This is a genomic window from Polynucleobacter sp. es-EL-1 (assembly GCF_018687975.1).
In the GTDB taxonomy this organism is placed as follows: domain Bacteria; phylum Pseudomonadota; class Gammaproteobacteria; order Burkholderiales; family Burkholderiaceae; genus Polynucleobacter.
Map to the genome: position 1 here is coordinate 1,434,761 of NZ_CP061310.1, position 23,510 is coordinate 1,458,270.

Annotated in this window: 33 protein-coding genes; 6 read left to right on the forward strand and 27 right to left on the reverse strand. The window is 45.1% G+C overall.

All coding sequences use genetic code 11. The features are described from left to right. Nucleotides 1–13 precede the first annotated feature (13 nt). Nucleotides 14–775 (forward strand): SDR family oxidoreductase, encoded by a 762-nt coding sequence (locus FD974_RS07365; protein ID WP_215363960.1) that lies wholly within the window; start codon nt 14–16, stop codon nt 773–775. A 21-nt stretch (nt 776–796) separates the two neighbouring features. On the opposite strand, the gene ccmI is transcribed toward FD974_RS07365, so the two are convergent. The 19 genes from ccmI to FD974_RS07460 all read right to left on the reverse strand — a co-directional run bounded on the left by ccmI (nt 797) and on the right by FD974_RS07460 (nt 15,026). Next, nucleotides 797–1,987, reverse strand: a complete 1,191-nt coding sequence (gene ccmI, locus FD974_RS07370) for a c-type cytochrome biogenesis protein CcmI (RefSeq protein WP_215363963.1) — start codon at nt 1,985–1,987, stop codon at nt 797–799. After that, entirely contained in the window at nt 1,980–2,480 is a 501-nt protein-coding gene (locus tag FD974_RS07375) for a cytochrome c-type biogenesis protein (RefSeq protein ID WP_215363966.1), read from the reverse strand. Before FD974_RS07375 ends, ccmI begins: the two co-directional genes overlap by 8 nt. After that, nucleotides 2,477–3,001, reverse strand: a complete 525-nt coding sequence (locus FD974_RS07380) for a DsbE family thiol:disulfide interchange protein (protein ID WP_215363968.1) — start codon at nt 2,999–3,001, stop codon at nt 2,477–2,479. The genes FD974_RS07375 and FD974_RS07380 overlap by 4 nt, the downstream gene beginning before the upstream one ends. After that, nucleotides 2,998–4,917 (reverse strand): heme lyase CcmF/NrfE family subunit, encoded by a 1,920-nt coding sequence (locus FD974_RS07385; RefSeq protein WP_215363970.1) that lies wholly within the window; start codon nt 4,915–4,917, stop codon nt 2,998–3,000. The genes FD974_RS07380 and FD974_RS07385 overlap by 4 nt, the downstream gene beginning before the upstream one ends. After that, nucleotides 4,914–5,348: a cytochrome c maturation protein CcmE gene (ccmE, locus tag FD974_RS07390; RefSeq protein ID WP_215363972.1), complete on the reverse strand. Its 435-nt coding sequence runs from the start codon at nt 5,346–5,348 to the stop codon at nt 4,914–4,916. Before ccmE ends, FD974_RS07385 begins: the two co-directional genes overlap by 4 nt. Next, nucleotides 5,345–5,536 (reverse strand): heme exporter protein CcmD, encoded by a 192-nt coding sequence (gene ccmD / locus FD974_RS07395; protein WP_251374562.1) that lies wholly within the window; start codon nt 5,534–5,536, stop codon nt 5,345–5,347. The genes ccmE and ccmD overlap by 4 nt, the downstream gene beginning before the upstream one ends. Then, a complete protein-coding gene (gene ccmC / locus FD974_RS07400; RefSeq protein ID WP_215363975.1) occupies nt 5,533–6,303 on the reverse strand; it encodes a heme ABC transporter permease CcmC in 771 nt (256 codons plus the stop codon). Before ccmC ends, ccmD begins: the two co-directional genes overlap by 4 nt. Next, nucleotides 6,300–6,965, reverse strand: a complete 666-nt coding sequence (gene ccmB, locus FD974_RS07405) for a heme exporter protein CcmB (protein WP_215363977.1) — start codon at nt 6,963–6,965, stop codon at nt 6,300–6,302. Before ccmB ends, ccmC begins: the two co-directional genes overlap by 4 nt. Beyond that, a complete protein-coding gene (gene ccmA / locus FD974_RS07410; RefSeq protein WP_215363979.1) occupies nt 6,962–7,609 on the reverse strand; it encodes a cytochrome c biogenesis heme-transporting ATPase CcmA in 648 nt (215 codons plus the stop codon). The genes ccmB and ccmA overlap by 4 nt, the downstream gene beginning before the upstream one ends. A 130-nt stretch (nt 7,610–7,739) precedes the next feature. Continuing rightward, complete coding sequence (locus tag FD974_RS07415) at nt 7,740–8,489, reverse strand: transporter substrate-binding domain-containing protein (RefSeq protein WP_215363983.1); 750 nt, start codon at nt 8,487–8,489, stop codon at nt 7,740–7,742. Continuing rightward, entirely contained in the window at nt 8,486–8,884 is a 399-nt protein-coding gene (locus tag FD974_RS07420; RefSeq protein ID WP_251374563.1) for a carboxypeptidase regulatory-like domain-containing protein, read from the reverse strand. Before FD974_RS07420 ends, FD974_RS07415 begins: the two co-directional genes overlap by 4 nt. 38 nt (nt 8,885–8,922) lie before the next feature. Further along, nucleotides 8,923–10,032: a linear amide C-N hydrolase gene (locus tag FD974_RS07425; protein ID WP_215363986.1), complete on the reverse strand. Its 1,110-nt coding sequence runs from the start codon at nt 10,030–10,032 to the stop codon at nt 8,923–8,925. 124 nt (nt 10,033–10,156) lie between these two features. Further along, the gene (locus FD974_RS07430) at nt 10,157–11,137 is read right to left on the reverse strand and encodes a quinone oxidoreductase (RefSeq protein WP_251374565.1); all 981 of its coding nucleotides are present in this window, start codon (nt 11,135–11,137) and stop codon (nt 10,157–10,159) included. A 30-nt stretch (nt 11,138–11,167) separates the two neighbouring features. Beyond that, nucleotides 11,168–11,620: a DUF2452 domain-containing protein gene (locus tag FD974_RS07435; protein WP_215363989.1), complete on the reverse strand. Its 453-nt coding sequence runs from the start codon at nt 11,618–11,620 to the stop codon at nt 11,168–11,170. A 69-nt stretch (nt 11,621–11,689) separates the two neighbouring features. Then, nucleotides 11,690–13,216, reverse strand: coding sequence for a cryptochrome/photolyase family protein (locus tag FD974_RS07440; RefSeq protein WP_251374566.1), 1,527 nt, complete (start codon nt 13,214–13,216; stop codon nt 11,690–11,692). A 27-nt stretch (nt 13,217–13,243) separates the two neighbouring features. Further along, entirely contained in the window at nt 13,244–13,798 is a 555-nt protein-coding gene (locus FD974_RS07445) for a DUF3833 domain-containing protein (protein ID WP_371817108.1), read from the reverse strand. Beyond that, nucleotides 13,798–14,346, reverse strand: coding sequence for a chalcone isomerase family protein (locus FD974_RS07450; protein ID WP_215363992.1), 549 nt, complete (start codon nt 14,344–14,346; stop codon nt 13,798–13,800). The genes FD974_RS07445 and FD974_RS07450 overlap by 1 nt, the downstream gene beginning before the upstream one ends. A gap of 6 nt (nt 14,347–14,352) precedes the next feature. Further along, nucleotides 14,353–14,751 carry a thiol-disulfide oxidoreductase DCC family protein gene (locus FD974_RS07455; RefSeq protein WP_251374567.1) on the reverse strand — a complete coding sequence of 133 codons (399 nt, stop codon included), beginning with the start codon at nt 14,749–14,751 and terminating at the stop codon, nt 14,353–14,355. 5 nt (nt 14,752–14,756) lie between these two features. Next, nucleotides 14,757–15,026, reverse strand: a complete 270-nt coding sequence (locus FD974_RS07460) for a TIGR03643 family protein (protein ID WP_215363995.1) — start codon at nt 15,024–15,026, stop codon at nt 14,757–14,759. 72 nt (nt 15,027–15,098) lie between these two features. On the opposite strand from FD974_RS07460, the gene FD974_RS07465 reads away from it, so the two are divergent. The 3 genes from FD974_RS07465 to FD974_RS07475 all read left to right on the forward strand — a co-directional run bounded on the left by FD974_RS07465 (nt 15,099) and on the right by FD974_RS07475 (nt 16,820). Continuing rightward, complete coding sequence (locus FD974_RS07465; protein WP_215363998.1) at nt 15,099–15,794, forward strand: SDR family oxidoreductase; 696 nt, start codon at nt 15,099–15,101, stop codon at nt 15,792–15,794. Between the two features lie 5 nt (nt 15,795–15,799). Continuing rightward, on the forward strand, nt 15,800–16,339 hold the full coding sequence (locus FD974_RS07470; RefSeq protein ID WP_215364005.1) for a histidine phosphatase family protein: 540 nt from the start codon (nt 15,800–15,802) through the stop codon (nt 16,337–16,339). 100 nt (nt 16,340–16,439) lie between these two features. Further along, nucleotides 16,440–16,820 carry a DUF2237 family protein gene (locus FD974_RS07475; protein ID WP_215364008.1) on the forward strand — a complete coding sequence of 127 codons (381 nt, stop codon included), beginning with the start codon at nt 16,440–16,442 and terminating at the stop codon, nt 16,818–16,820. A gap of 11 nt (nt 16,821–16,831) precedes the next feature. Here the strand turns inward: FD974_RS07475 and FD974_RS07480 are convergent, their stop codons facing one another. Then, entirely contained in the window at nt 16,832–18,085 is a 1,254-nt protein-coding gene (locus FD974_RS07480; protein WP_215364011.1) for a DASH family cryptochrome, read from the reverse strand. After that, a complete protein-coding gene (locus FD974_RS09830; RefSeq protein WP_215364013.1) occupies nt 18,082–18,270 on the reverse strand; it encodes a DUF2256 domain-containing protein in 189 nt (62 codons plus the stop codon). The genes FD974_RS07480 and FD974_RS09830 overlap by 4 nt, the downstream gene beginning before the upstream one ends. Before the next feature lie 64 nt (nt 18,271–18,334). Between FD974_RS09830 and FD974_RS07490 the strand changes: the two genes are divergently transcribed. Then, nucleotides 18,335–19,237, forward strand: coding sequence for a histone deacetylase (locus tag FD974_RS07490; protein WP_215364015.1), 903 nt, complete (start codon nt 18,335–18,337; stop codon nt 19,235–19,237). On the opposite strand, the gene FD974_RS07495 is transcribed toward FD974_RS07490, so the two are convergent. Next, the gene (locus FD974_RS07495) at nt 19,234–19,446 is read right to left on the reverse strand and encodes a hypothetical protein (protein WP_251374568.1); all 213 of its coding nucleotides are present in this window, start codon (nt 19,444–19,446) and stop codon (nt 19,234–19,236) included. The genes FD974_RS07490 and FD974_RS07495 overlap by 4 nt on opposite strands. Nucleotides 19,447–19,471: 25 nt before the next feature. On the opposite strand from FD974_RS07495, the gene FD974_RS07500 reads away from it, so the two are divergent. Continuing rightward, nucleotides 19,472–20,353 carry a transporter gene (locus tag FD974_RS07500; RefSeq protein WP_215364017.1) on the forward strand — a complete coding sequence of 294 codons (882 nt, stop codon included), beginning with the start codon at nt 19,472–19,474 and terminating at the stop codon, nt 20,351–20,353. A gap of 4 nt (nt 20,354–20,357) precedes the next feature. Here the strand turns inward: FD974_RS07500 and FD974_RS07505 are convergent, their stop codons facing one another. The 5 genes from FD974_RS07505 to FD974_RS07525 all read right to left on the reverse strand — a co-directional run bounded on the left by FD974_RS07505 (nt 20,358) and on the right by FD974_RS07525 (nt 23,478). Next, the gene (locus FD974_RS07505) at nt 20,358–21,188 is read right to left on the reverse strand and encodes an ion transporter (protein WP_215364020.1); all 831 of its coding nucleotides are present in this window, start codon (nt 21,186–21,188) and stop codon (nt 20,358–20,360) included. Between the two features lie 6 nt (nt 21,189–21,194). Next, nucleotides 21,195–21,650, reverse strand: a complete 456-nt coding sequence (locus tag FD974_RS07510) for a potassium channel family protein (RefSeq protein WP_215364024.1) — start codon at nt 21,648–21,650, stop codon at nt 21,195–21,197. A gap of 38 nt (nt 21,651–21,688) precedes the next feature. Next, nucleotides 21,689–22,093, reverse strand: coding sequence for a translational machinery protein (locus tag FD974_RS07515; RefSeq protein ID WP_215364027.1), 405 nt, complete (start codon nt 22,091–22,093; stop codon nt 21,689–21,691). 57 nt (nt 22,094–22,150) lie between these two features. Continuing rightward, entirely contained in the window at nt 22,151–22,417 is a 267-nt protein-coding gene (locus tag FD974_RS07520; protein ID WP_215364030.1) for a DUF1488 family protein, read from the reverse strand. A gap of 164 nt (nt 22,418–22,581) precedes the next feature. Beyond that, on the reverse strand, nt 22,582–23,478 hold the full coding sequence (locus FD974_RS07525) for a 2-hydroxy-3-oxopropionate reductase (RefSeq protein WP_215364032.1): 897 nt from the start codon (nt 23,476–23,478) through the stop codon (nt 22,582–22,584). Between the last annotated feature and the right edge of the window lie 32 nt (nt 23,479–23,510).

Consider the following 23,510-nt stretch of genomic DNA (forward strand, 5'->3'; position numbering starts at 1 on the left):
GACAGACCTGACTATGAGCTCAACAACTAAAAAAGTAGCCCTCGTTACTGGAGCTGGCACTGGAATTGGTAAAGCTGCTGCAAAAGCATTGCTTCAAGGGGGCTTTGCTGTAGTGCTTACCGGCAGGAATCAAGATAAGCTTGATCGAGCAGTGCATGACATTGGCGGGACTAACGAAAACTGCCTGGCCCTTACTTGTGATGTTGGTGTACCAGCCCAAGTAAAAGAACTGTTTAGCGCTATCAAAAATCGCTTTGGACGCATTGATGTACTCTTTAACAATGCTGGCATGGGTGCTCCGGCCATTCCAATGGAAGAGTTAAGTTATGAGCAATGGATGAATGTGGTGAACGCCAATCTTTCCGGTGCCTTTCTCTGCTCTCAAGAAGCAATTCGCATGATGAAGGCGCAATCTCCCCAAGGCGGCAGAATTATTAATAATGGCTCTATTTCTGCTCATGCGCCGCGCCCAATGTCCGCGCCATACACTGCCACTAAGCATGCCATTACCGGCTTAACTAAAGTCATTTCTTTGGATGGTCGCCCATTTAATATTACCTGCGGTCAGATTGATATTGGTAATGCCGGAACCGAAATGACTATTCCGATGGCTGCCGGAATCATGCAAGCAGATGGGTCTAAAAAAGCTGAACCTTTAATGGATGTTGACCATGTAGGTCAAGCAGTCCTTCATATGGCACAACTTCCCTTGGAAAGTAATATTCTGTCCATGACCATTATGGCAAGTAAGATGCCATTTGTAGGTCGTGGTTAAGTAGGTCGCATTAATTACTAACTACGGTCTCACTGCATCTACAAGCAATTGAATGTTGCTTGTACCCACCTTCACTGTTGTAGGTGCAGAGATCAGATCTCCAGACTCAGGCATCGCCATGCCAGTTTTAGAAATACGAACCTCAACAGATACTTCTGATAACTGAGAAATCAAGGCATTAGGGCTCATCGCCAAAGAATCATTTAATGCAAAAGACATTGGGAAAGAGGTCACTGCAGTTTTGAACACCGCTACCGGCATGCGCTCTCCTGGTTTACGGGCAATCACCATTAAGATGTCTCCTGATTTCAACTTCGACTTCAGGGTCGGGGCCAAATCCACTTGACCACTAACCCCTTTTGTACTGATTGCAGGTTTGCTAGCCGGTGCAAGACCACCTTTTGAGCGAGCCTCTTCAATGGAAAGATTAATAGAACGCGCCTCATCAGAGTCTGCCGGCAATTGCTTAGCTAAACGTTCCCACGCAATGATTGCCCCTTTATAGTCCTGCGCATTAAAGGCAGCAGTGCCTTTCAGCCATAAGGCCAATAAGTTATCAGGGTCAAGAGCGAGCGCTTTTTTTAGTAATTGCATTGGCTTGCCAGAAAAATTGCCATTGTTATTAGTAGCAATCACATCAGCGTAGTCTGCCAACAACTGCGGATCTGAATCTACATATGACCCGGCACGCTCATAAGCCTTTTGAGCCTCAACATTGCGACCTAGCACCCGATAGGAGCGAGCTAGCATAGCCCATCCCTGTAAATTGTCTGGCTCTTTCTCGAGTTTTTCTGCAAACTGCGCAACCATCAGATCAACCGACTCTTTTGTCATCGGTTTTTCTGCATTTTTCTCAGCAATACGGGGCGCATCGCCTAAGGCAACATAAAAACCAATCGATAGCAGGATGACAAAAATACAAATACCAATGATGGTTTTTTTAGGCGAGCCCATCACAGATAAATCATCAGGCTCATCAGTATCTTGAAACAGGCGCTGACGCATTTCTGCATGGGCCTGTTCATAACTCTCAATATCAATTGCACCAGATGCGCGCTCAGCCTCTAACTTATCTAACTCCTCACGATAAATAGCCGCATTCATCTGGCGACGTGAGGTAGCAAGCTCTTTTGGCTTAAAGAATAAGGGACGCAAAAACCAAAATAAGGCTGCAATCAATAAGAGCAGAGCAGAGATTAAAAAACTAGTCATGTTTGCTTTCAGAAGCGCTTGAGGGAGCATCTTTTAATAAGGCATCAATCCGACGATTATCGTCTGCTGACAAAGTTGTACTGGCTACGTTTTGATTACGGCGTCGTAGATAAATCAATAGACCCGCAATACCTGCTACGAGAATGACAAAAGGTCCAATCCACAGGAGCCAAGTAATCGGTTTCACAGGCGGGCGATACAAGACAAAGTCGCCGTAACGCTCAACCATAAAAGTACGAATTTGCTCATCGGTCTTACCTTCTTGAATCAGGTTCCGAATTTCTCTTCGCAAATCATTTGCTAAATCTGAACGTGATCCCGCTAGAGATTCATTCTGGCAAACCAGGCAGCGCATTTCTTCCGAGATAACAATCAAGCGTTGCTCGGTCACGGGATCATCAGCCAGCGGCACAGCATCTTTAGCCAATGCAAAATTCGCCGTGTAGCTTGAACAAAGTAAAGCGATAGCGATGAAAAGTTGCCGAAAACTCATTTAAGCTGACCTAAGAGTGGAATCATCTTCTGATTCAATAAATCCATGGTGATCGGGCCGATATGCTTAAACCGAATGATGCCTTCTTTATCAATAACATAGGTTTCTGGAACGCCATACACGCCATAGTCAATACCTACACGACCATTTGCATCTGATACTGATAAGACATAGGGATTACCTTGTCGCGCCAACATGGCAAGAGCATCATCACGCTTGTCCTTGTAATCCAGTCCAACAATTGGGGCTACATTCAACTTACCTAACTCAACTAGTACTGGGTGCTCTTCTCTACAAGCAACACACCATGAGGCCCAAACATTCAAAACCCATGTCTTACCCTTCATGCTTTCTGGGGAGAAGTTTTTAGAGGGGTCTGCGAGCTGAGGTAGCTCAAAGTGAGGCGCAGGTTTACCAATCAAAGGCGAAGGCACCTCATGAGGATCACGATTAAGTCCAACAGCTAAAAACACCACCAAGACAATAAATAATACGAGGGGAATTAAAAACTTGGCTTTCATGCCACCACTTTCCGTAACTTCATGCGATAACGTTTATCTGATATTGCCAAGATGCCGCCAATTGTCATTAACAAGCAACCGCCCCAGATCCAATCAACAAACGGTTTGTAATAAACGCGCACTGCCCAAGCCTTGTCTTCCAACTCCTCGCCCAAAGACACATAGATATCTCTCGTTAAACCGGCATCAATAGCTGCTTCAGTCATTGGCATGGTGGAAGAAAAATAACTGCGTTTTTCTGGATACATGGTTGCTTCAAGCTTGCCATTGCGTAGTAGTAAAAATGTACCCTGCATCGCTTTGTAGTTAGGGCCGGGAACTGCCTCTACGCCCTTGAGTTGAATCTGGTACCCACCAACGTTGACTGTTTCTCCAGCAAGCATGCGAACATCTTTTTCTTCTTGGTAAGTTCCCACCATCGTGACGCCAATGACAAATACTGCAATTCCTAAATGGGCAACTTGCATACCCATGAACGAACGCGTTGGCTTGCCTGCTTTTGCCTGACGAATAATCTGCATCACGCCAGAGGCAATTACCCAAAATGCCAATAGGAAACCTAAGCTACTGAGCCAAGTAAATTCACCCATTACCGCAGGGATAGCAATGGCAGCCACAACAGCTACTAAAGCAGCCACCCACAAACGCTTAATGACTGTCATTAAGTCTGTATTTTTCCAATGGGTCCATGGGCCAATGCCCATCAATACCAGTAAAGGAACCATGATGGGCACAAAGACACTATTGAAATACGGAGGGCCGACTGAAATTTTTCCTAAGTGCAATGCATCAATCAGCAAGGGATAAAGCGTGCCCAGCAAAATGGATGCAGCCGAGGCTACCAAAAAGACATTTCCCAGCAAGATAAAGGTCTCTCGCGAAGTAAAACTGAACTTTCCACCCAGAGCACTTTTTGGTGCGCGCCATGCGTACAGGATGAGTGACGAACCGACAACCAACACTAGGAATATCAAAATAAAAACGCCACGCTTAGGATCTGTAGCAAAAGCATGCACAGATGTTAAGACACCAGAGCGCACCAAGAAAGTTCCTAAGAGAGAAAGTGAAAACGCGCTAATTGCCAGTAATACTGTCCAACTCTTAAAGACGCCACGCTTCTCAGTCACAGCCAAAGAATGCAATAAAGCAGTACCCACTAGCCAGGGAATAAACGATGCATTTTCAACAGGATCCCAGAACCACCAACCACCCCAACCCAATTCGTAATAAGCCCACCAGGAACCCAAAGCAATACCGAGAGTCAAAAAGATCCACGCAGCGGTTGTCCAAGGACGTGACCAGCGCGCCCAAGCAGCATCTAAGCGACCTGAAAGCAAGGAGGCAATTGCAAATGCAAATGCAACAGAGAAACCAACATAGCCCATATAGAGCATTGGCGGATGAAATACCAGACCAGGATCTTGCAATAAAGGATTTAATGATCGACCATCTTGCGCCGCAGGAATGAGTCGCTCAAATGGACTGGAAGTGGTGAGTACGAACAATAACAAACCAGTGATCACCAAACCCAATACACCGATGACTCGTGCAACCATAAACTCATCAAGCGCTTTAGAAAGCTGGGCAACTAAAAAAGTCCAGGTTGCCAATAGGAAAACCCAAAGCAATAAAGAGCCCTCATGACCGCCCCAAACTGCACCTAGGCGGTACATTAAAGGGAGCTGAGAGTTTGAATGTTCTGCCACATATAAGACAGAAAAATCATTCACATAAAAGCTCCAGGCCAAAATGACAAATGAAATAGCTAGCAGCACAAATACCGTTTGCGCAGCAGGTCTGGCTAACATGATCCATTCACGCCTGCCTTGGTGGGCGCCAACTAAAGGCAGGATCCCTTGAAGGATGGCGATACATAAAGCCAGAATTAATGCGTAATGCCCGAACTCAGGAATCATTGTTTATTTCCATTTTTCTGAGCCTCATCCAAAGCATGCTTCGCTTCAGGTGGCATATAGTTTTCATCATGTTTGGCCAATACTTCACTGGCCACAAATTGCCCATTTGACTCTAGGCGTCCTTGAATCACTGCGCCCTTACCTTCTTTAAATAAATCTGGAAGAATGCCGGTGTAGGCCACTGGGATATCTTTAGCCATATCGGTAATAACAAAGTGGACTGTCAAACCATCCCGCTTGACCGAACCGTCTTTGACCATTCCGCCTATACGAAATGCTTGACCCTTGGGCGCATTTCCTGCTGCTACTTCACTAGGAGTCACATACAGGGCAATATTGCTATTGAGCGCATTGAGTATCAGAACTGCAGCTATGGCGATCGCTACAAGCGCACCAACAATAATTGCCGCTCTTTTATGTCTTGGTTTCACTTGCCAGCCTTTTGATCAAATTCCGTTGCCAAGACTTCTTTATGAAGCCTGTTCACTATCTTCTTGTGGCGCGCCCGCACTGCCAATGGTTCAAGTACGAGAACTAGAGCACAGATGCCAAAACTCCACCAAACGTACAGGGCATATCCACCCATTGCGAAGAATTCAGCTGGACTATTCCACATCATTGCTTCACCTCTTTTAATTGCTTAACCCAATCAGTATGTGCCTCACGCTCCAAAATAATGGCACGCACACGCATTAACCCTACTGCAATTGAGTACATCCAGAAACATAAGGCCATTAACAACATTCCCCACAACATGGTTTGCGCCATAGCGGGTGCTTTGGTGATCGATACCGAAGCGCCTTGATGTAAGGTGTTCCACCATTTCACTGAGAAATAAATAATGGGGATATTCACAACTCCGACCAATGCCAAGATGGCCCCCGCTTTATCAGCACGACGCACATTATCGATTGAGGCTTGCAAGGCGATGAAGCCTAAATAGAGAAACAGCAAAATCAATTCAGATGTTAAGCGAGCATCCCAAACCCACCAAGTGCCCCACATCGGTTTACCCCAAAAGGCACCGGTCCATAAAGATAAAAATGCCATCCAGGCACCGATTGGTGCGAGTGCTTGTGCCATCATGGCAGATAGACGCGTATTGAAAATCAGTCCTAAGCCTGCCCACGTGGCCATCACTAAATAGATAACCATGGACATCCATGAGGCGGGAACATGAACAAAAATAATTCGGTAGCCCTGTCCTTGAACCGCGTCAACTGGCGCTACAAAAAAACTTACCCACAAGCCTGCAATGCCAAAAATAACGGTTAGCGCCCAAAACCATGGGATGAGTTTTCCGGCAAGCGGATAAAAAGTGCTGGGGCTCGAGAACTTGAACCAGTTCACTACACGATTTGTAGATACGTTATTTATTTGACTCATTCAATTGCAATCTTTACGGCGCTAGCACTGACCCAAGGTACAAATGCTAACGCCAAAACGAATAAAGCGCCCAAGAGGGAGAAATGTCCCGTTATATCAAGGTCATTTCCACTGGCATAAACAGCTCCAGCGCCAAAAATTAAGACAGGGATGTAGAGGGGCAAAATTAAAAGGCTCATCAGCACGCTTCCACCCCTCACCCCCAGGGTCAAAGCAGCCCCAACGGAGCCTAGTAATGATAAAACTGGGGTGCCAATCAACAATGCAGCCATTAGTACCTGAAGAGACCGAGCGTCTAAATCGAATTGCAAACCAATGATGGGGGCCAAAAGTACCAAGGGAAAGCCAGAAACCAACCAATGAGCCACAATCTTGCCAAAAACCAGCACCGTAAATGAGTTGGGGGATAACACCAGCTGTTCCAAGGTGCCGTCAGCATAGTCATTTGCAAACATCCGCTGCAAACCAAGCAAGGTTGATAGCAATGCTGCCACCCAAATCACACCGGGGGCAATTTTGCGCAATAAAGCAGCATCCGCACCGAGACTCAAAGGAAATAAGCTAGTAACAATAACGAAGAAAAACAAGGCTGTTAATACTTCGCTCTTACGGCGCATTACTAGCAATAAATCACGTTTGACAATGGCAATGAAGGGATTCATAAGTCCAAAACCTTCACATGCGGCATAGAAAGTGCCTGATGACTTGTCATGATGACCAGTCCTTGATTACTCAGATGCTCTTGGATCAAATCCTGTAATTCACCCACTGCATGGGTATCTAGCGCATTAAATGGCTCATCCAAAATCCATAATTGCGCATGTCTATTGAGCATGCGCGCCATCAAGACCCGCTTCTTTTGTCCTGCGGACAAACAACTCACTGGTAGGTCTTCTCGACCCTGAAGACCAAAGCGCCACAAGGTAGCGAGCGACTCTTCTTGGCTCAGCCTAATCCCATCAATGGCGGCATACATCTGCATGTTTTCTAGAGCGGTGAGATCTTCTTTTAAGGCATCCCGGTGCCCCGAAAATAAAAGTTGGCGGTGATACTGCTCAGACTGACTTTTGATATCTTGACCATTCCATAGTATCTCGCCAACCTCTGGAGCAGATAGGCCCGTCAATAAACGCAATAGACTGGTCTTACCAACCCCGTTTTGTCCGCGAATATGAAGACATTCCCCTCCACAAACCTCAAGCGACAGATTTGAAAAAAGCTCGCGCTCACCCCTTAAACAGGTAATTGCTCGAGCTTCTAGCTGTGAATTAGGCGGTTGAGAGATCAAAAATGTACTGGTTGTCATTGGCAGAAATGGCTTAAATCAACCACTTCAAGCATTGTCCAAGAGCCACCAGGGGCTGTCAAACGACCTAAAACAGTTATAAAGAGATAAATTTCTTTTAATTCAAGTGCTTAGCCACATTATAAGCTGACTAAGGCGTGCCAACTTCGTTTAAGACTGGTGCGGCTAAGCCTTGGACTTGATAACGCTCAATGAGAGTTGTCACCAAACCACTTTGGATAAATTGCCTCACGCAGTCATTGAGAAAGGAAATGGCCTCTATATGCGTGTTTTTAGCCGCAATTGCCTGTTGTATTCCGGTAAATTGACCCTCCAGAACTCGGGATCCAGCCATCTCCAGAGAAAACTTCGTCAAACTGGTTCTCAGACCTGCCAAAGCATCAGGCCCACCTTCTTTAAATAGTGTGCAGCTAGCAGCAAAACTATCCGCATGAACCAAAGTGGCATGTTGGAGATTTCTTTGCAACCAAAGGTCGTACGCACTATTACAGAATGAGGCAATCCGAATACCGTCTTGGTCAACCTGAGCCACTTTTTCAATGGGAGAACCATCGGGAACCAAGTAACTGGCTTCAAGTTCAACATAAGCCGCAGTAAAAGTAACTCCTTTAGCCCGAGAAGGATCTGCACCCACTAAACCAATGCCGCAAATTCCAGAAGCTACTGCATCAATTACTTCAACCTGAGTTTTGCATGGGATCAGCTTCAGCCTAACACCGAGCAGATTTGCAATTGCAGCGCAAACATCTGGCGAAATCCCTGTAGGATCTCCAGCACTAGAGCGGCCAGTAACTAAAAGAACATTTCCCAAATAGACTGCAGCAGAGAGTTCACCCTGAGGTGCTAGCTGCGAGATAACTTGTGTTGAAGGAATCTTCATTTCCAGAAGATATTTACTTTTTGAGGGGATGATTTGATGCTAATCGCTCTTTTTTGCATGACATTTTGATAGCGCGCCTCAATCAAAAATTCGCCTTGTGGCAAGTTAATCAGCATATAAGGACCCTCGGCCTGAGCGTCAAAAACAATCTTATTTTGAGAATTCAAAATCATAATTTTGGCGCCAAAGATCCACATCCCCCTACCATTCTCTAGTTGCGAAAGCTCCAGAAACAGCGGCCATTGCCTCGCTTCAGCAATCATGGACTGAGACTCTTCCTCCCCCACTCCACCTGTGATGTAAGAAATCCCGTGAGAGTAGTGAGTATCTGGAATTTGCGCCTGTGCAAAGCAAAACCAGATAGTTGCAAATCCTGCCAATGCTAGCTTACTCATGTATTTCATAGATCTCATTTGTATTTAGAAGCACTACATTAATTAATCGAAATATAAGTCTGAGGCTTATTCACATCGTAGTATTTAATTTGCTTTGCATTGACTTCCATTCTTTTCAAATCAAATGCCTGAACATTGGTGGACTCAAACATCTTGAGGTAATACATCATGTTTTTATTATCAGCAACAACAGACCACTCTGTAACTTCAATACCGCCAGCACCGCCACCATAAGCATTTGTTGCGGGCAAACTAATCGCACCAGGTGGGATATCAAAACTTCCCAAGATATGCCATGCAGTATTCGTTTGCTGGACGGTAGAGTAATTACTTGGAACGGACTTGGTCAAAAAGATTGCTCGGATAAAACGGCTAGGGCTTAAATAATCTCCAGGCAAACCATGCAGACCGCTACCAGAGCTTGGTGGCCCATAACTCGTACCATTAATCACCAAAGCATTTTTTTCAACGCTAGTTAGATTTGCATAATTGCCGATGTTGTTTAATTGATCTCTAAAAGGCGGGTCATTTGTCATGACACTCGTTGGATTATCTGTAATCACCAATTCACCTTTAAGGTATTCAATCACAATACTTTTTCCCTTGGCATCATGCAAAGTCATCCGCACAGGTGCAGACTGATTGTTGTATGCGGGAATAATCGATTTATTGACCTTAATTTTGCTAAAGCCCGCCTTGACTTCCTCGACAGTGGCATAGTTAGTTAAGGCATAAATCAAGATCTGAATTGAGGCAATGCTATTAGCTGATTCAGCTGGAGGCACCACTTGATAAACAGCGGTATTGGGGGCATTCAATAAGCCACCGACCAAACCTTTTTCATTCATGCCATCGACCAGTACCGGCATACCCAAAGCATTCATTCCTGCAACGGCGTATTTAGTGGTCCAGTTCAGGCCCGATCCCGGCTTGCTATCAATTCCCACACCCTGCATTGCCAAATTTCTTGGAATAACGGTGATTTGCGACTTGAGCGGCAAACCAAATTCGAGTGTGCGTCCATACACAAACCCACCGTCATTACCTTTCAGCAAAAAGCTAGTACATGCATTGCTGACCATTGGAGCAATAGTGAGCGACGTAGCCAGAGTGAAAGCAAGTGCCTTTTGAATGAAAATGGGCTTCATAAAAATCCTCGAAACAATAGTAGTAGTTACAAATTCTACTGCGGTAATTGTGTAATGAGATATCTATCCACTAATAAAAAACCCCGCAATTGCGGGGTCTGCGCATTAAATAATGAGGAAGGCACTAGGGAATCATCACGATAGCACCAGCAACTTGCCTGCCCTCTGCTGCTTTATGCGCTTTTGCAGCCTCTTCTAGCGAAAATTTCGCACCAATTTTTACCTTCACCCGACCTTGAGCAATGGCTTCAAATACTGCGCGGGCATTCTCGCGAAGCAACTCCGGAGTAGCGTTGTGCGGAAAGACCGAGGGCCTGGTTAAGAATAAGCAGCCTTTTTTATTCAGAATTTCCGGCTGAATCTCCGGTGCAGGGCCAGAGGCGGCACCAAACAGCGCAACTGTGCCAAATGGCGCAGTGCAATCTAGAGATCCCAAGAAAGTGGTTTTAGCAACTGAGTCGTAGACCACATTCGCTTTGCGTCCACCAGTCGATTTAATCACTTCTTCTACCCAATTTGGCTGAGAATAATCCACCACGGCATCGCAACCAGCCTCTTTGGCTGTTGCAAATTTCGCTGGTGAGCCTACAGTACCTACTACAAAGGCGCCTAGCGATTTTGCCCAACCCGCCAAAATTTGACCAACCCCACCAGCTGCTGCATGAACCAACACTACATCACCCGCTTTTACTGGGTAAGTTTTTTGAATCAAATACTGCGCTGTCATGGCTTTAAAAAATACGGCTGCTGCCACATCATCAGGAACATCATCTGGCACAGGAACCAATTTATCTTCCGGCACATTGCGCGCACTAGCGTAGGCACCAATACCAGCGTTCATATACATCACACGATCGCCCACTTTATAGCGAGTCACTCCATCACCAATCGCCTCGACCACGCCAACCGCCTCATGACCCAAGCCCGTTGGCAACTCCAAGGGGTAGTAACCTGAGCGTTGATAGACATCGATAAAGTTAAAGCCAATAGCAGTTTGACGAAGTTGCACTTCGCCCTTAGCCGGAGCTGGCAACTCTTTATCAATCAATTGAATAACATCCGCATTACCTAATTCTGAAATACTCACCATTCGCGCAGTTGTCACAAGTCACCTATATATTGTTTTTATAAAAAATTATCTTACTGCAAGAGAAGTTGATGCCACTTCTTCATCTTCAATAACAGCCCAAGTGCTATCGCCCAACTTCTTCACCGCCATGGAGTATGTCCAATCAGCAGGGATACCGCAGCTCCACTCTTGCGGGCCATTCTGAATCAACACGTTAACACCATTACGACCATCAAAATACAGATGGTAAATCTTGCCATGAATGGGATTAAAGCCAAATTTAGCGCTATGAACCATCTCAGTAGCATCTAGACGAGCCTGCAGTGCACGGGCCTGTTTCATAAGCACCTCTGCCTGCTCCATAATGCGGTCGTATTCTAGTTTGGCATTTTGGCGAGCAACATTGACCGCCTTATCCTTTTCTTCGGTTACCTTGATTGGCGCAAAAACAGGTGCACCCACCTCCATGGGGTATTCAATCCCAGCATGTCTTGCTGGATCGGTATCTTCTATTCTCATGGCGCTTCATCACCTTTTGCTTGGACTGCCGAAAGTGTGACACAAAACCCAAAATTGTGCCGTTCGTCGCTACAGACTTTCTAGCTTAGCCAAAATAGTTTTAGCATGGGCCACAATAGCCTCTTGATCAGCCATTTCAATTCTTGCAAGATTGGCGGTCATCAAGCGTGTTCGCGGGCTGGACTCAAATTGTTTGCGGTGCTTAATTAAAAAATTCCAATACAAGTTAGTGATTGGGCAGGCATTCTCACCAAATCGGATGGCGGGGTCATATTGACAGCCCGCGCAATAGTTACTCATTCTCTTAATGTATGCGCCACTAGCAATATAGGGCTTACTGGTAAATCGACCACCACTTGCAAACAATGCCATTCCCGCAGTATTGGGCAGCTCGACCCATTCGATAGCATCTATGTAAATCGCCAAATACCAATCACATACCGCTTGGGGCAATATTTCTGCTAACAAAGCAAAATTGCCTGTCACCATGAGGCGTTGAATATGATGGGCGTAACCATAGTCCAGTGTTTGACCAATTGCTTGGCGCATGCAATTCATCTGGGTATCACCAGTCCAATACCAATTGGGTAAGGCATTGTGATGGTCATAAAAATTATCTGCAGCCATCTGCGGCATATCTAAGCAATACATTCCCCGCACAAATTCACGCCAACCTAATATTTGCCGGATAAATCCTTCTACAGTGGATAGATCTAAGTCAAATTTTTTCCAAGCCAATAGAACAGCTTCAATGACCTCGCGAGGATTTAATAATTTGAGATTGAGCGCACTTGACAGAAGGGAGTGCCAAGCAAATGGTGTATCTGTCCACATGGCGTCTTCATATATTCCAAAAGTCGGCAAACGGTGTCGAACAAATCCATCTAAGGCAATCAAAGCCTGCTCTCGCGTAACCGGCCATTGAAAGTGCTGCAATGATCCCGGATGATCAGGATAGGTTTTTTCTACAAATGTAATGACATCTCGAGTAATCGTGTCAGGCTCAAAAAATTCAGGGGGAGAAATTAGGCCCGGCCCTTTCTTAGGGAAAGGCTTGCGATTATCACGATCAAAGTTCCACTGGCCACCCTCAGGGTTTCCTTGCGCATCCACCAGAATATGGTGCTTCTTACGCATTAGTCTGTAAAAGAACTCTAAGCGCAATTCTTTTTTATCCGCTACCCAATTTTTAAACTCTTGATGAGAACAATAAAAATGGGGGTCCTCACGCATCTCTAATTCAATTTTCAACTCAGAGGATAAATTTGCAATCTCCTGCTTTAACCTCCACTCACCAGGCTCCAAAAAAGCAATGTGGGTAGCCTGCTCCCGAACGATGATTTCTCGCAAAGCATCAGCAATTGATTGGGGTGATTGCTTCACGTAGTTGAGCGGGATACCAAGAGCTTCTAGCTCAGAGGCAAAGTGACGCATTGCCGATAAAAACAAGGCAATTTTTGCTTTATGAGACCAAACATGCTGAGCCTCAACAGCAGACTCAATCATCACCACCTGATCTGTTTTTACATTGAGGTTTTCGAGTAACGGATTTTGAATATCCAGCTGATCACCCAGAATAAGAATCAGTTTTTTCACAATGATTTTCTGAGTTGATTGGATTATTTAACGCTTGTAAAAACTTAAAGTCACTTCTCCCAAATCAATACCAAACTTACTCATCTTGGCTTTATTGATCATGACCTTGGGGGTAACTAGATACATCCAGTCATTAAATTGAACATGGTAAATAGATTTATCAACAGGTAATGCCAAGGTATAAGCCCAATTGAGTGCGTTACCTGCAGACTCCCCAATTGCCTCACCCACCACATCATCGGCAGTGCCGATATATTTACCGGGAGCCGTTTCTGTCAGAGTCCAAATGCGCTTTTGTTTTGTGCCATCGGAATATTCAAAGCTTTCATCCAATACGCCAGTTTTTTTGCCATCTACCACAGACCATTTGGCTACTAAAAGCACAGTAAAGCGTTTTTGCACATTACCGCTACGGTCTGTAAAGATGCCATACGCATCAATCGTGCCATTGAAATACTCACTCAAATCCAACTTGGGAGTTTCTTTCGCATACTGCGTGACGGTTGGCGATGAACATGCCAACAAACCCAGTGCAAGCACACACCCCAGACCCAACTTGAATACTGCCATCATCTTACGCATTAACACGCTCCTGAAATTAACGGTGGTGGGCAACCTTTACCCAGTAGTTCTGCTCTTAACTTTGGCACACTGGTTTTAGAGTCCAGCCAAATACCAAAAAAAGCCTTTGAAAAATCGGCCCCAGGAATCTGGGCAATCTTTTTGCCGTCATAAAATAAAGTGGTGCCTTGTTGAGGGGAGTACACACCTGTCAGCGTCTGACCTGACTCAATATTTGGCAATACGGTAGCCAGCTCTTTTCCCCATGCCATCGCTTTAGCCTCTGGAACGCCAATCTTTTGCATTTCATCGGCAGTACGATTGGCAATAGATGCTCCAGAAAACGATTTTTGATATTGGATATCTAAAGCAAACTCTTGGGAGTCTTTATTGATACCTCGGTAGAGCGTTGCATCGTACACATGAAAGCCCCAAAAATTGAGCCTGCCAGAACCCTGCGCTTGCACTTGACTCAATGCACCCTCAATATGTGAGATGTCTTTGGCATAACTCGTTGAACCACCCATCACTAAGCTCATGGCAATCAAGGTACCCAATAGATATTTCATAATGATTTATTGCCCCCGCTTGTTAAAAGCATTGACTAGCCATAAGGCCGATGGTCCAAAAATATTCGATATAGCATGACGGTGCTTTGCAAAAAAGCGATAACCCCACCTAAACATAGGCTGCAGCGCTGATCTTGAAAATAACCAAGCCAAAAATGGTAAATTTGCCCTCGCATAAGCAGCAGAGAAAACATCTACGCCATTAATCAACTCACCATCATCATATTGCGCATACATCGCAGCAAGTGCCTGTGAACAAGAAACGCCAACTTTCGCTGGGGAATACTGAACCGAGTGAATATCGATAAAACTCAATAATCCAGCTTGATTGCGGGAAGAGAGAAACTGAATTTCAGCCTGACACAAAGGGCATAGTCCGTCATAAAACATCGTTAACTTTTTCAATTACATCACCTTTGCTTGTATTGCGTCGAGCAATAAGCACGCGTTACCAATTTACTTCTGAGGGCAACATGCTTTGTTGCCCTACCGGTCACCCGTTTGCGCCACAAATTGAAAGAGCCTCGTTTAAGCTCTTTGCGCATTAAGGAAATCACCTGTGGCTCAGATAGACCAAAATTTTGCTCAATAGCATCAAATGGGGTGCGATCCTCCCAGGCCATCTCAATTAGCCTCGACATATCAGCTTCACAGAGCAATATCGTTTTTTCTTTACCCATTCAGCAAGTTTAAGACTTATTCAATAAACTAGCTGAGCGTGTCTTCATCCCATTTCTTAAAGCTAAGCTCATATGCCTTTAGTACCAAACCCGTTTCGCGCATTGATCATCGGATCCTCTGGAACGATAGGCTCAGCTTTTCAAGAATTACTTGAAAACAACCCCCAATGCCAAGAGGTTTATGGCATCCATCGAAACTCATTGCACCCCATTGACTACGATGATGAAGATTCAATTGCTTCCAGTGCTAAATCCTTGCTTGAGAAAGGGCCTTTTCAGCTCATTATCAATACGATTGGAGTGCTGCATTCAGAGCGCTGGATGCCTGAAAAAAAACTCGAAGATCTTCATGCCGATCAACTCATGCAGTTAATGAAAGTCAATGCCATTGGACCAGCACTCACCATGAAGCATTTTTCAAAGCTACTAGACCCCGCCGGATCAGTGATGGCTAATCTATCTGCCAAAGTCGGAAGTATTGAAGATAACCGTCTAGGAGGCTGGTACAGCTATCGCGCCTCCAAAGCAGCACTCAATATGCTAATTAAAACTGCGGCGATTGAATTTGGGAGAACAAAACCCAATTGCGCACTCATTGCGCTTCACCCAGGAACAGTCAACTCAAACCTATCTAGGCCATTTAAAGGTGAGCAGATTGGTCGGCCACCACTCGATGCGGCCCAAGATATGCTGGATGTTTTGTTATCAGTAGGCAAAGAAGACTCCGGTAGTTTTATCAGCTACTCTGGCGAGAGGCTTCCTTGGTAAATATCATGGCGATCTTTAAGCTGATGATTCGTCTCTGTGCGATCTTGCTACTTATAGGAAGCGGGGCTGTGATAGCACAACCTCCTTTGGCCAGTGCTTTGCAAGACGGCCAACATATTCTATTGATGAGACATGCTGACGCTCCCGGCTTTGGAGACCCTCCAAACTACCAGCTAGATCAGTGCAACACACAGCGCAATCTTGGCGAGCTAGGAAGAAAACAGGCAAAAGCAACTGGCGACTGGCTGTCTAAGCAAGGCATTAAGCAGGCACAAGTGTTTAGCAGCCCCTGGTGTCGCTGCATTGATACTGCTCTCCTTCTCAATAAAGGCAATGTCGCAATAGAGCCAGCCCTAGGATCATTTTTTGACAACACTAGTCAAGCCGATGTTCAGACTAAGAACCTAATCGCACTGATTGCCAAAGAGCGCCAGAAAAATCCACGGAGCCCCATTATTATGGTCACTCATCAAGTCAATATTGGAGCGTTTACTGGTCAAGCGGTTGGATCTGGTGAAATGATCTTAGTTAAAGTGGATCCCTAAGGTAGATACCTAAGCCATCAGCACTACCCAAACCCGTAAACTCTTTGAATTCTTTTGGTAATTTAGCCAGCTACCCCATTCCCTTTGTAGAAAGTCTTTTATGCAATTCGAACCCTCCTTAAATGTATTAGGACAGCCTTTGGTGCCTTGCTCATTTGATCCATTAACTGGATTTTTTAGGGATGGCTGCTGCAAAACCAATGAAGAAGATCTGGGGAGTCATTTGGTATGCGCCATTGTCAGCAATGACTTTCTGCAATTTAGCCTTCAGCGTGGTAACGATCTCATTACGCCTAGACCTGAATATCAATTTTCAGGTTTGGTAGCGGGCGACCAATGGTGTCTTTGTCTCAATCGCTGGCTAGAGGCACTAGAAGCCAACTGTGCGCCCCTAATTAAATTAGAGAGCACCAACATCAAAGCCTTAGAAAAGGTATCTCTTGAAGTATTAAAGCAATATGCAGAGCTCGCTGAAATTTAACTCAGGGAGTTTCAAAGCCATAGCTCTTGGTATTTACCATCAGGGTCATGATCACGAGTCTGCTTGGCAATATTGAAGGGTCGTCCCCCTCTAGGATCCGTACCACGACCCGCAATGTATAACCAATTCCCTTGATTGCTGTAAACATCGTAGTCTATGAGCTGCGACTCAAACCAAGCTGCACCAGCTCGCCAATCACCGTGTAATTCGTATATCCAGTAACTAGCCACAATCTGTCGCATCCGATTGGATAAAAATCCGCTCCGAGAGAGTTCGCGCATACCAGCATCCACTAAACCAATGCCAGTTTCACCACAAGACCAGCGCCTGAAATGAGCGGGCTCAAAGGGTTTTACTTCTGCCTCACCCAAACCCTGAGACCGATACAAGCGTCGACCATACTTAAAGTGAATAAAGCGAAAATAGTCGCGCCATAGCAATTCAAACCAAAGCCAATACGCTCCTTCATTGGCACCATGACGCTCTTCATACTCGGCCAATTGGGCAGCAATATCACGCGCTGAAATACAACCTAAGGCCAACCATGGAGAAAACTTACTAGAGTAGTCAAGTCCAATGAGCTGATTGCGCGTTTGCTTATAAGTGTCGGGTAAACGCCGCTCCAAGTATTGCTTGAGATGGGCCTGAGCGGCATCCTCACCCCCGCGACAATAGATTGAGGTGGCTTGACTAATGCTGTTGGCTCTTTGTGGCAAGTACTGCCCTTGCAAAATCACAGGCATCGGAGCTAATGATGTTGGCGCGCTGATGGGTTGCGCAAATCTTAACTTTTCTCGCTCTACTGCCTGACGAAATTGGGTAAATATATCGGGCATTTTTTGAAGATCAAATGGCAGCACATCTGGATCTATCATGCTAGATTGCCAAAACTCCTCGAGAGCGATACCCTGCTGCCGTATGCGACTGCACTGCTCGATTTCTTCAGGCGCTTCTATCTGCTCGCAGTAAACAGCCTCTGCCCCGATTGCATTAACCAACTGCAACAATACATTCTCTGGCTCGCCCTCATATTCCCAGAGATCAGAGTCAAGCGCTTGCAATTGGGCTTGAAGATTGTCTAAAGATTGACGTAAAAAATGCTGGCGATGTACTCCAACCCTCTCAAATCCATAAGCAGATTTCACATCAGGAGCTTGATGTATGAAGACTGGCAGAACACGATCTGCAATCAAGTTAGCTTTTACAAAAGCGGGGTTATCTGCTATTCGCAAATCATTACGAAACCAATACAGTACAACTTTCACAGCTTTACCCCAGCAGTAGAGGTGGTAGATTTTTTAGCCCGACAAGCATCGGAGCAATACTTAACCTCTTCCCAATTTTTTGCCCAAGATTTACGCCAAGTCATTTCCTTGCCGCAAACTTGGCAAACCTTAGAAGGTAAAAAAGCCTTATTACCCTTAAATCCTATTTTTTTTGAAAGCGTCATACCTACCTAATTAAAAACGAATAGACTAAGCTCATTAGCCAAAGAGCAAAATAAGAGACAGTCATTGAAGGCCTTTTATACCGATCACTATGTTTTACCACTTCCTCCCGGACATCGCTTTCCGATGGAGAAATACAGCCAACTGCGTGATCTAGTTAAAAATCTAGCCAATATTGAGCTAATAGAAGCACCCGCCATTAGTGACACGCAGATTTTGTATGCACACGATCCCGCCTATTTAATGAAAGTGATTCAAGGCAGCCTCAGCCCACAGGAGCAGCGGGAAATTGGCTTTCCATGGAGTACTCAAATGGTAGAACGCTCGAGAAGATCTGCCGGGGCTACTTTGGCAGCGGCTAAAGTCGCACTTGATGAAGGCTTAGCAGCTAACTTGGCAGGAGGAACGCACCACGCCTATCGCAATCGTGGCAGTGGATTCTGCGTTTTCAATGATTCAGCGATAGCTGCGCGTGCACTTCAAAAAGAAATTCACTCCAAACTCAAAGTTGCGATTGTGGATTTAGATGTGCATCAGGGCAATGGTACTGCCGCTATTCTTCAAAATGATCCTTCCATTTTTACACTCTCCATTCATGGTGAGCATAATTTTCCTTTTCAAAAAGAAACGAGCGACTTCGATATTGGCTTAGAGAATGGTTGTTCAGATAGCCAATATCTAGAGGCCCTGGATCAAGCTTTGAATACTATGCACGATCAATTTAGGCCCAACTTCATCATTTACTTAGCAGGCGCCGATCCTCATGAAGGGGATCGATTAGGAAAACTTAAGATTACTCAAAACGGCATGCGCCTTCGAGATGAACAGGTATTTGAGTATGGGCGTGATCACCAAGTGCCCATCGCTTTCAGTATGGCTGGAGGTTACGGCAAGGAAATTGATTCCACCGTAAAAATCCACCTCCAAACCATTGAAGTGGCTTTGAGCTATGCTAAGAAGATACATTAATTTTTCTTGGCCGGCAGACTATTTAAGGTTTTAGCATCGTTCAGTTGCTGGTCCACTAAATAGAGTGTGCCTCCATAATTCGCCCGCAAGTCATAACCCGATAATCCAACCGTATCAATAAAGATATTGGGATTAAATGAACGAATGATCCCACCAGAACCCGCTGAGAAGTTTGCATCCACAATTTCCTGACTTACCCTCAAATTCACAAATGAACTATAAAATGCTGGGACTATGCGTTTGAGTCGCCTAATACTCCTTTTGCTAGCCCTGATTGGGCCAGCCTTGGCTTGGGCAATTGATTTGCAACCGAACGATATCGTTGCACCACTACCCAATAAGAATTACCTCACATTGAGCTACCTCAATGCAGAAAACTCAACGCTATATCGGAACGGCACTGCTTCTCCTAGCAACCCCGTTATTGATACCCAGCTCGCCCTTCTTCGCGGCACACATTCTTACTCTATTGGCGCACTGCCAGCTGTGAGTTATCTGCAGTTACCTTACGGAACTATCAAGCCAGGGGGATCACTCGCAAATTATTCAAGCGATACAGGAATTGGTGATCTTAGTTTTGCTACTGCAATTTGGCCCTATGCCAATCGAGCCACTAGAACATATCTCGGAATTGCAGGTTATTTAATTAGTCCCACTGGCAGCTACTCGAGCCAGCGCGCATTTAATCTCGGTGAGAATCGCTTTCGAACAGACCTCCAAATTGGCTTTCAGACACCTATTACGAAGAGTGTTGATGGCATGATTGCGGTAGACACTATGTGGTTTGGTGGCAATAGCCAATGTGCGGCAACATGTGGATTAGCTAGCAATGGCTCCCTCACACAAAAGCCATTAACGACTACTCAGTTAGGGCCAATCTATCGTATTAATGAGATCTTTACTGTGGGCGCATCCTACTTTTACGTAGCAGGTGGAGCTATCTCAATCAATAATAGCTATCAAAATAATGTTGTTAATACTCAAAGATTTTTATTGAGCGGGCAAGCCCATACTCCAATCGGAAGATTTAGCCTGCAATATGGTCGAGATATGGAAATCAAAAACGGCTATGCCCAAACGCGTTTATTAATTCTTCGCCTAGCAAAAGAGTTTTAAGAATTTACTGAATGGGTGGCAACTGCGTACCGCAAGCTGCGCAATAGCGATCTTCAACGCCACATCCTTCGCGCAAACAGGCCAAACAAATCCGATTGGTATCTACCCGATTTGATTTTCTAGTGTGGGACATCTCCGCAGTGACAATACCCGTTGGCACCGCCAGAGTTCCCCAGCCCATTAACATCATGGCTGAAGCAATCAATTTCCCTAAATCCGTTTGAGGGGTAATATCACCAAACCCTACTGTCGTCATAGTAGTGATAGCCCAGTAAATGGCCATCGGAATACTCGTAAAGCCATGGCTTGGGCCCTCAACTACGTACATTAGGGTACCCATTACCATTACCACCATCAGCACGACGGATAGAAAAACTAAGATCTTTCTTCTGCTTGCTGCCATCGCATCAGCTAAATGCTGGTACTCAGACATGTATTGCGTTAATTTAAAGATTCGGAAAATACGAATCAAGCGCAAAATTCGTACATCTATTAAGGCATGCAATTCAGGGAATAGCAGAGCGAGATATGTTGGGAGAACGGCCAGCAAATCGATCAAACCAAAAAAGCTGAAGATGTATTTAGTGCGATTAGGAGCGCTGTAGACTCTGAGAATATATTCGACTGTAAATAGGAGTGTAAAAATCCACTCGAAAACAGAAAGTTCTGCATGATAGGTTTTTGAAACTGATTCAATACTGTCAAGAACAACTACCAATAAAGAAAGCAGAATTGCGTAAATCAAAAATTGATCAAAACGCAAACCCCAAGGAGTATCCGTGCCAAAAATAATTCTTCTTAAGTTTTGCTTTAGGGAAAGTTTATGTGCTTCCATCAAAAATTAACCCCTATCAGTCTTAGATGCTGTCCAATACTTCTGCATTTCAATAAACAAGAATGAAGCAGACCAAGTGATCAGGATTAAGCCTATCAGCGCTTCTATGCCCATCAAATATCTCAAGTAGCCTTGGGCGACGATCTCACCATAGCCAACAGTCGTGTAGGTAATAAAAGATAGGTAGGCGCAGTCAAGTAAGGCCCCATGACCAGATATTTCGCCTACTAGACTACCCATTAATGGAAATTGCAGAGTCGCGTAGTAACCCAAGGCGAATATCCATATCTCAAGGACATGGGCCAAAAAAATTACCCCGACACTCAGTAGCACCTTAAAGCGTGGAGCAATGTGTGCCACCTTAGGAAGATATTTATCTAACTGAAATAAGACCTCATAGTGAAGCAAGATCGCAATGAGCGCCAATAAGGAATTGGCTATGAAGGCAAAAGTGAGCAGCATGGTCAAATTATCCCCCATTTTTCAGGGGGATAAATAGATCAACCAGTAATAATGGTATCGCCCTTTAAAGCATCAACCCGTGCAAAGTACTTCTTGGCGTAAGCCAATAACTGACCATCGCTAGGATGATCAACAGTCTCAATACCAACTACTTTCTCAGCAATAGTGTGGTCATGCTTAGTAGCATGCTTCATTAACTCTAATTTAGCGGAACCAGGGCCGACAATTAAAATCTCTTTTGATTCTTTTACTGCTTGAATCACTTCATGCAAATAATGCTGATCAGGACCTGCATGCGCACCACTCACTGAGCCACTCTTGTGATGGATATTTTTGTGAGTCGATCTCGTTTTAATAACCTCACTCTCACTCGCAGTAGGGTTGAAATAAATAACATGTGCTTCTTGATGGTCAATCCAAATGACTGAGTGATTAAATGACATACTTTTTCTTTCTAATGTGACAACGATAAATTGAATGCAGGGTACTTGAGAAAATACTTAATCTAGGATCAGATCATGACTAAAAAGATGAACTGCTCCATCAACAACATGACCACCCAAGATTTTCTTCTCTGCAATGGATAATAACTTCAGCTGGTGATTGGTAAATAATTTCAATGAATCACCCTCAACACTGTCTGGATCTAAATCCTGCAAAGCCTCATAGCTAAAGGTGCATTGCAAAGGCTTTCCCTTGAGCATGGCGGGATAAACAACATCCCCATTCTCTAAAACCCGTGCTGGGCCGATAAATTCAAGATTCATATGACAACTCACTTTATTCAAATTACACAGAAGACCGCTTTAATTTTGACCCCATCTCACAATGAGGTCTTGATGTATATCAAATACAGTCGTGATGTGACGCTTGCTGGTGAGCTTTAGTCAATTGAGAGGCATATAGTTGCCTCGCACATAAAGTGAACGACCTACCCCTTATTCCCCATCTCAAAGTTCGCTAGCTTCTCTAGGGCTTTGACCATGGCAGAGTGATCCCAGGCTTTGCCACCATGGGCACTGCAGGCATTAAAGAGTTCTTGAGCCGTAGCGGTATTGGGTAGTGATACGCCTAAGGCTTTAGCACTACTGAGTGCCAGACTTAAATCCTTTTGATGCAGCTCAATCCTAAAGCCAGGATCAAAGGTGCGATTGATCATGCGCTCACCATGCACTTCGAGTATCTTGGAGCTAGCAAAGCCGCCCATCAGGGCTTGTCTTACTTTTGCTGGATCAGCTCCCGCTTTAGCAGCAAAGACTAAAGCTTCGGCAACCGCTTCAATATTGAGCGCGACGATGATTTGATTGGCTACCTTGGTAATTTGACCAGCGCCATTGGCGCCAACTAAGGTAATGTTCTTACCCATCAGCTCAAAAATGGGCTTGACCTTAGCAAAGGTCGCCTCACTAGCGCCTACCATGATGGTGAGGCTCGCTGCCTTTGCCCCTACTTGACCACCGGAGACGGGAGCATCGACATACTCACAACCTAGCGCATTAATCCGCTTCGCAAACTCTTGGGTGCTAATCGGGGAGATCGAGCTCATATCGACGACGATCTTGCCAGCGCTCAAGCCTTGGGCAATGCCTTGATCCCCAAAGAGGACTTTTTCCACATCAGGGGTATCCGGCAGCATGGTGATGATGATGTCGGCTTGGCGCGCTACTTCTGCTGGGCTAGCGCAGACAATCGCTGCACTATTGGCTAGCTCTGGGGGTACTTGGCTACGGGTATTGACATACACCTCATGGCCGCTAGCGACTAAATGGCCTGCCATTGGGGCGCCCATAATGCCTAGTCCTACAAAACCCAGTTTGAGCTTACTCATGGTGTCTTCCTTGATTGTTGTTATTGGTGTAC

Bases quoted from the DNA above. Each gene is read 5' to 3' on its own strand.
- FD974_RS07520 (WP_215364030.1), bottom strand. From the start codon at position 22,417: ATGAATCTTGAATTTATCGGCCCAGCACGGGTTTTAGAGAATGGGGAT.
- FD974_RS07465 (WP_215363998.1), top strand. From the start codon at position 15,099: ATGCCTTTAGTACCAAACCCGTTTCGCGCATTGATCATCGGATCCTCT.
- FD974_RS07380 (WP_215363968.1), bottom strand. From the start codon at position 3,001: ATGAAAGCCAAGTTTTTAATTCCCCTCGTATTATTTATTGTCTTGGTG.
- FD974_RS07510 (WP_215364024.1), bottom strand. From the start codon at position 21,650: ATGCTGCTCACTTTTGCCTTCATAGCCAATTCCTTATTGGCGCTCATT.
- FD974_RS09830 (WP_215364013.1), bottom strand. From the start codon at position 18,270: ATGACGCTTTCAAAAAAAATAGGATTTAAGGGTAATAAGGCTTTTTTA.
- FD974_RS07435 (WP_215363989.1), bottom strand. From the start codon at position 11,620: ATGAGAATAGAAGATACCGATCCAGCAAGACATGCTGGGATTGAATAC.
- FD974_RS07425 (WP_215363986.1), bottom strand. From the start codon at position 10,032: ATGAAGCCCATTTTCATTCAAAAGGCACTTGCTTTCACTCTGGCTACG.
- FD974_RS07385 (WP_215363970.1), bottom strand. From the start codon at position 4,917: ATGATTCCTGAGTTCGGGCATTACGCATTAATTCTGGCTTTATGTATC.
- FD974_RS07470 (WP_215364005.1), top strand. From the start codon at position 15,800: ATGGCGATCTTTAAGCTGATGATTCGTCTCTGTGCGATCTTGCTACTT.
- FD974_RS07415 (WP_215363983.1), bottom strand. From the start codon at position 8,489: ATGAAGATTCCTTCAACACAAGTTATCTCGCAGCTAGCACCTCAGGGT.
- FD974_RS07505 (WP_215364020.1), bottom strand. From the start codon at position 21,188: ATGGAAGCACATAAACTTTCCCTAAAGCAAAACTTAAGAAGAATTATT.
- FD974_RS07375 (WP_215363966.1), bottom strand. From the start codon at position 2,480: ATGAGTTTTCGGCAACTTTTCATCGCTATCGCTTTACTTTGTTCAAGC.
- FD974_RS07420 (WP_251374563.1), bottom strand. From the start codon at position 8,884: ATGAGTAAGCTAGCATTGGCAGGATTTGCAACTATCTGGTTTTGCTTT.
- FD974_RS07500 (WP_215364017.1), top strand. From the start codon at position 19,472: ATGCGTTTGAGTCGCCTAATACTCCTTTTGCTAGCCCTGATTGGGCCA.
- ccmI (WP_215363963.1), bottom strand. From the start codon at position 1,987: ATGACTAGTTTTTTAATCTCTGCTCTGCTCTTATTGATTGCAGCCTTA.
- FD974_RS07515 (WP_215364027.1), bottom strand. From the start codon at position 22,093: ATGTCATTTAATCACTCAGTCATTTGGATTGACCATCAAGAAGCACAT.
- ccmD (WP_251374562.1), bottom strand. From the start codon at position 5,536: ATGATGTGGAATAGTCCAGCTGAATTCTTCGCAATGGGTGGATATGCC.
- FD974_RS07460 (WP_215363995.1), bottom strand. From the start codon at position 15,026: ATGGGTAAAGAAAAAACGATATTGCTCTGTGAAGCTGATATGTCGAGG.
- ccmA (WP_215363979.1), bottom strand. From the start codon at position 7,609: ATGACAACCAGTACATTTTTGATCTCTCAACCGCCTAATTCACAGCTA.
- ccmC (WP_215363975.1), bottom strand. From the start codon at position 6,303: ATGAGTCAAATAAATAACGTATCTACAAATCGTGTAGTGAACTGGTTC.
- FD974_RS07365 (WP_215363960.1), top strand. From the start codon at position 14: ATGAGCTCAACAACTAAAAAAGTAGCCCTCGTTACTGGAGCTGGCACT.
- FD974_RS07475 (WP_215364008.1), top strand. From the start codon at position 16,440: ATGCAATTCGAACCCTCCTTAAATGTATTAGGACAGCCTTTGGTGCCT.
- FD974_RS07525 (WP_215364032.1), bottom strand. From the start codon at position 23,478: ATGAGTAAGCTCAAACTGGGTTTTGTAGGACTAGGCATTATGGGCGCC.
- FD974_RS07450 (WP_215363992.1), bottom strand. From the start codon at position 14,346: ATGAAATATCTATTGGGTACCTTGATTGCCATGAGCTTAGTGATGGGT.
- FD974_RS07445 (WP_371817108.1), bottom strand. From the start codon at position 13,798: ATGCGTAAGATGATGGCAGTATTCAAGTTGGGTCTGGGGTGTGTGCTT.
- ccmB (WP_215363977.1), bottom strand. From the start codon at position 6,965: ATGAATCCCTTCATTGCCATTGTCAAACGTGATTTATTGCTAGTAATG.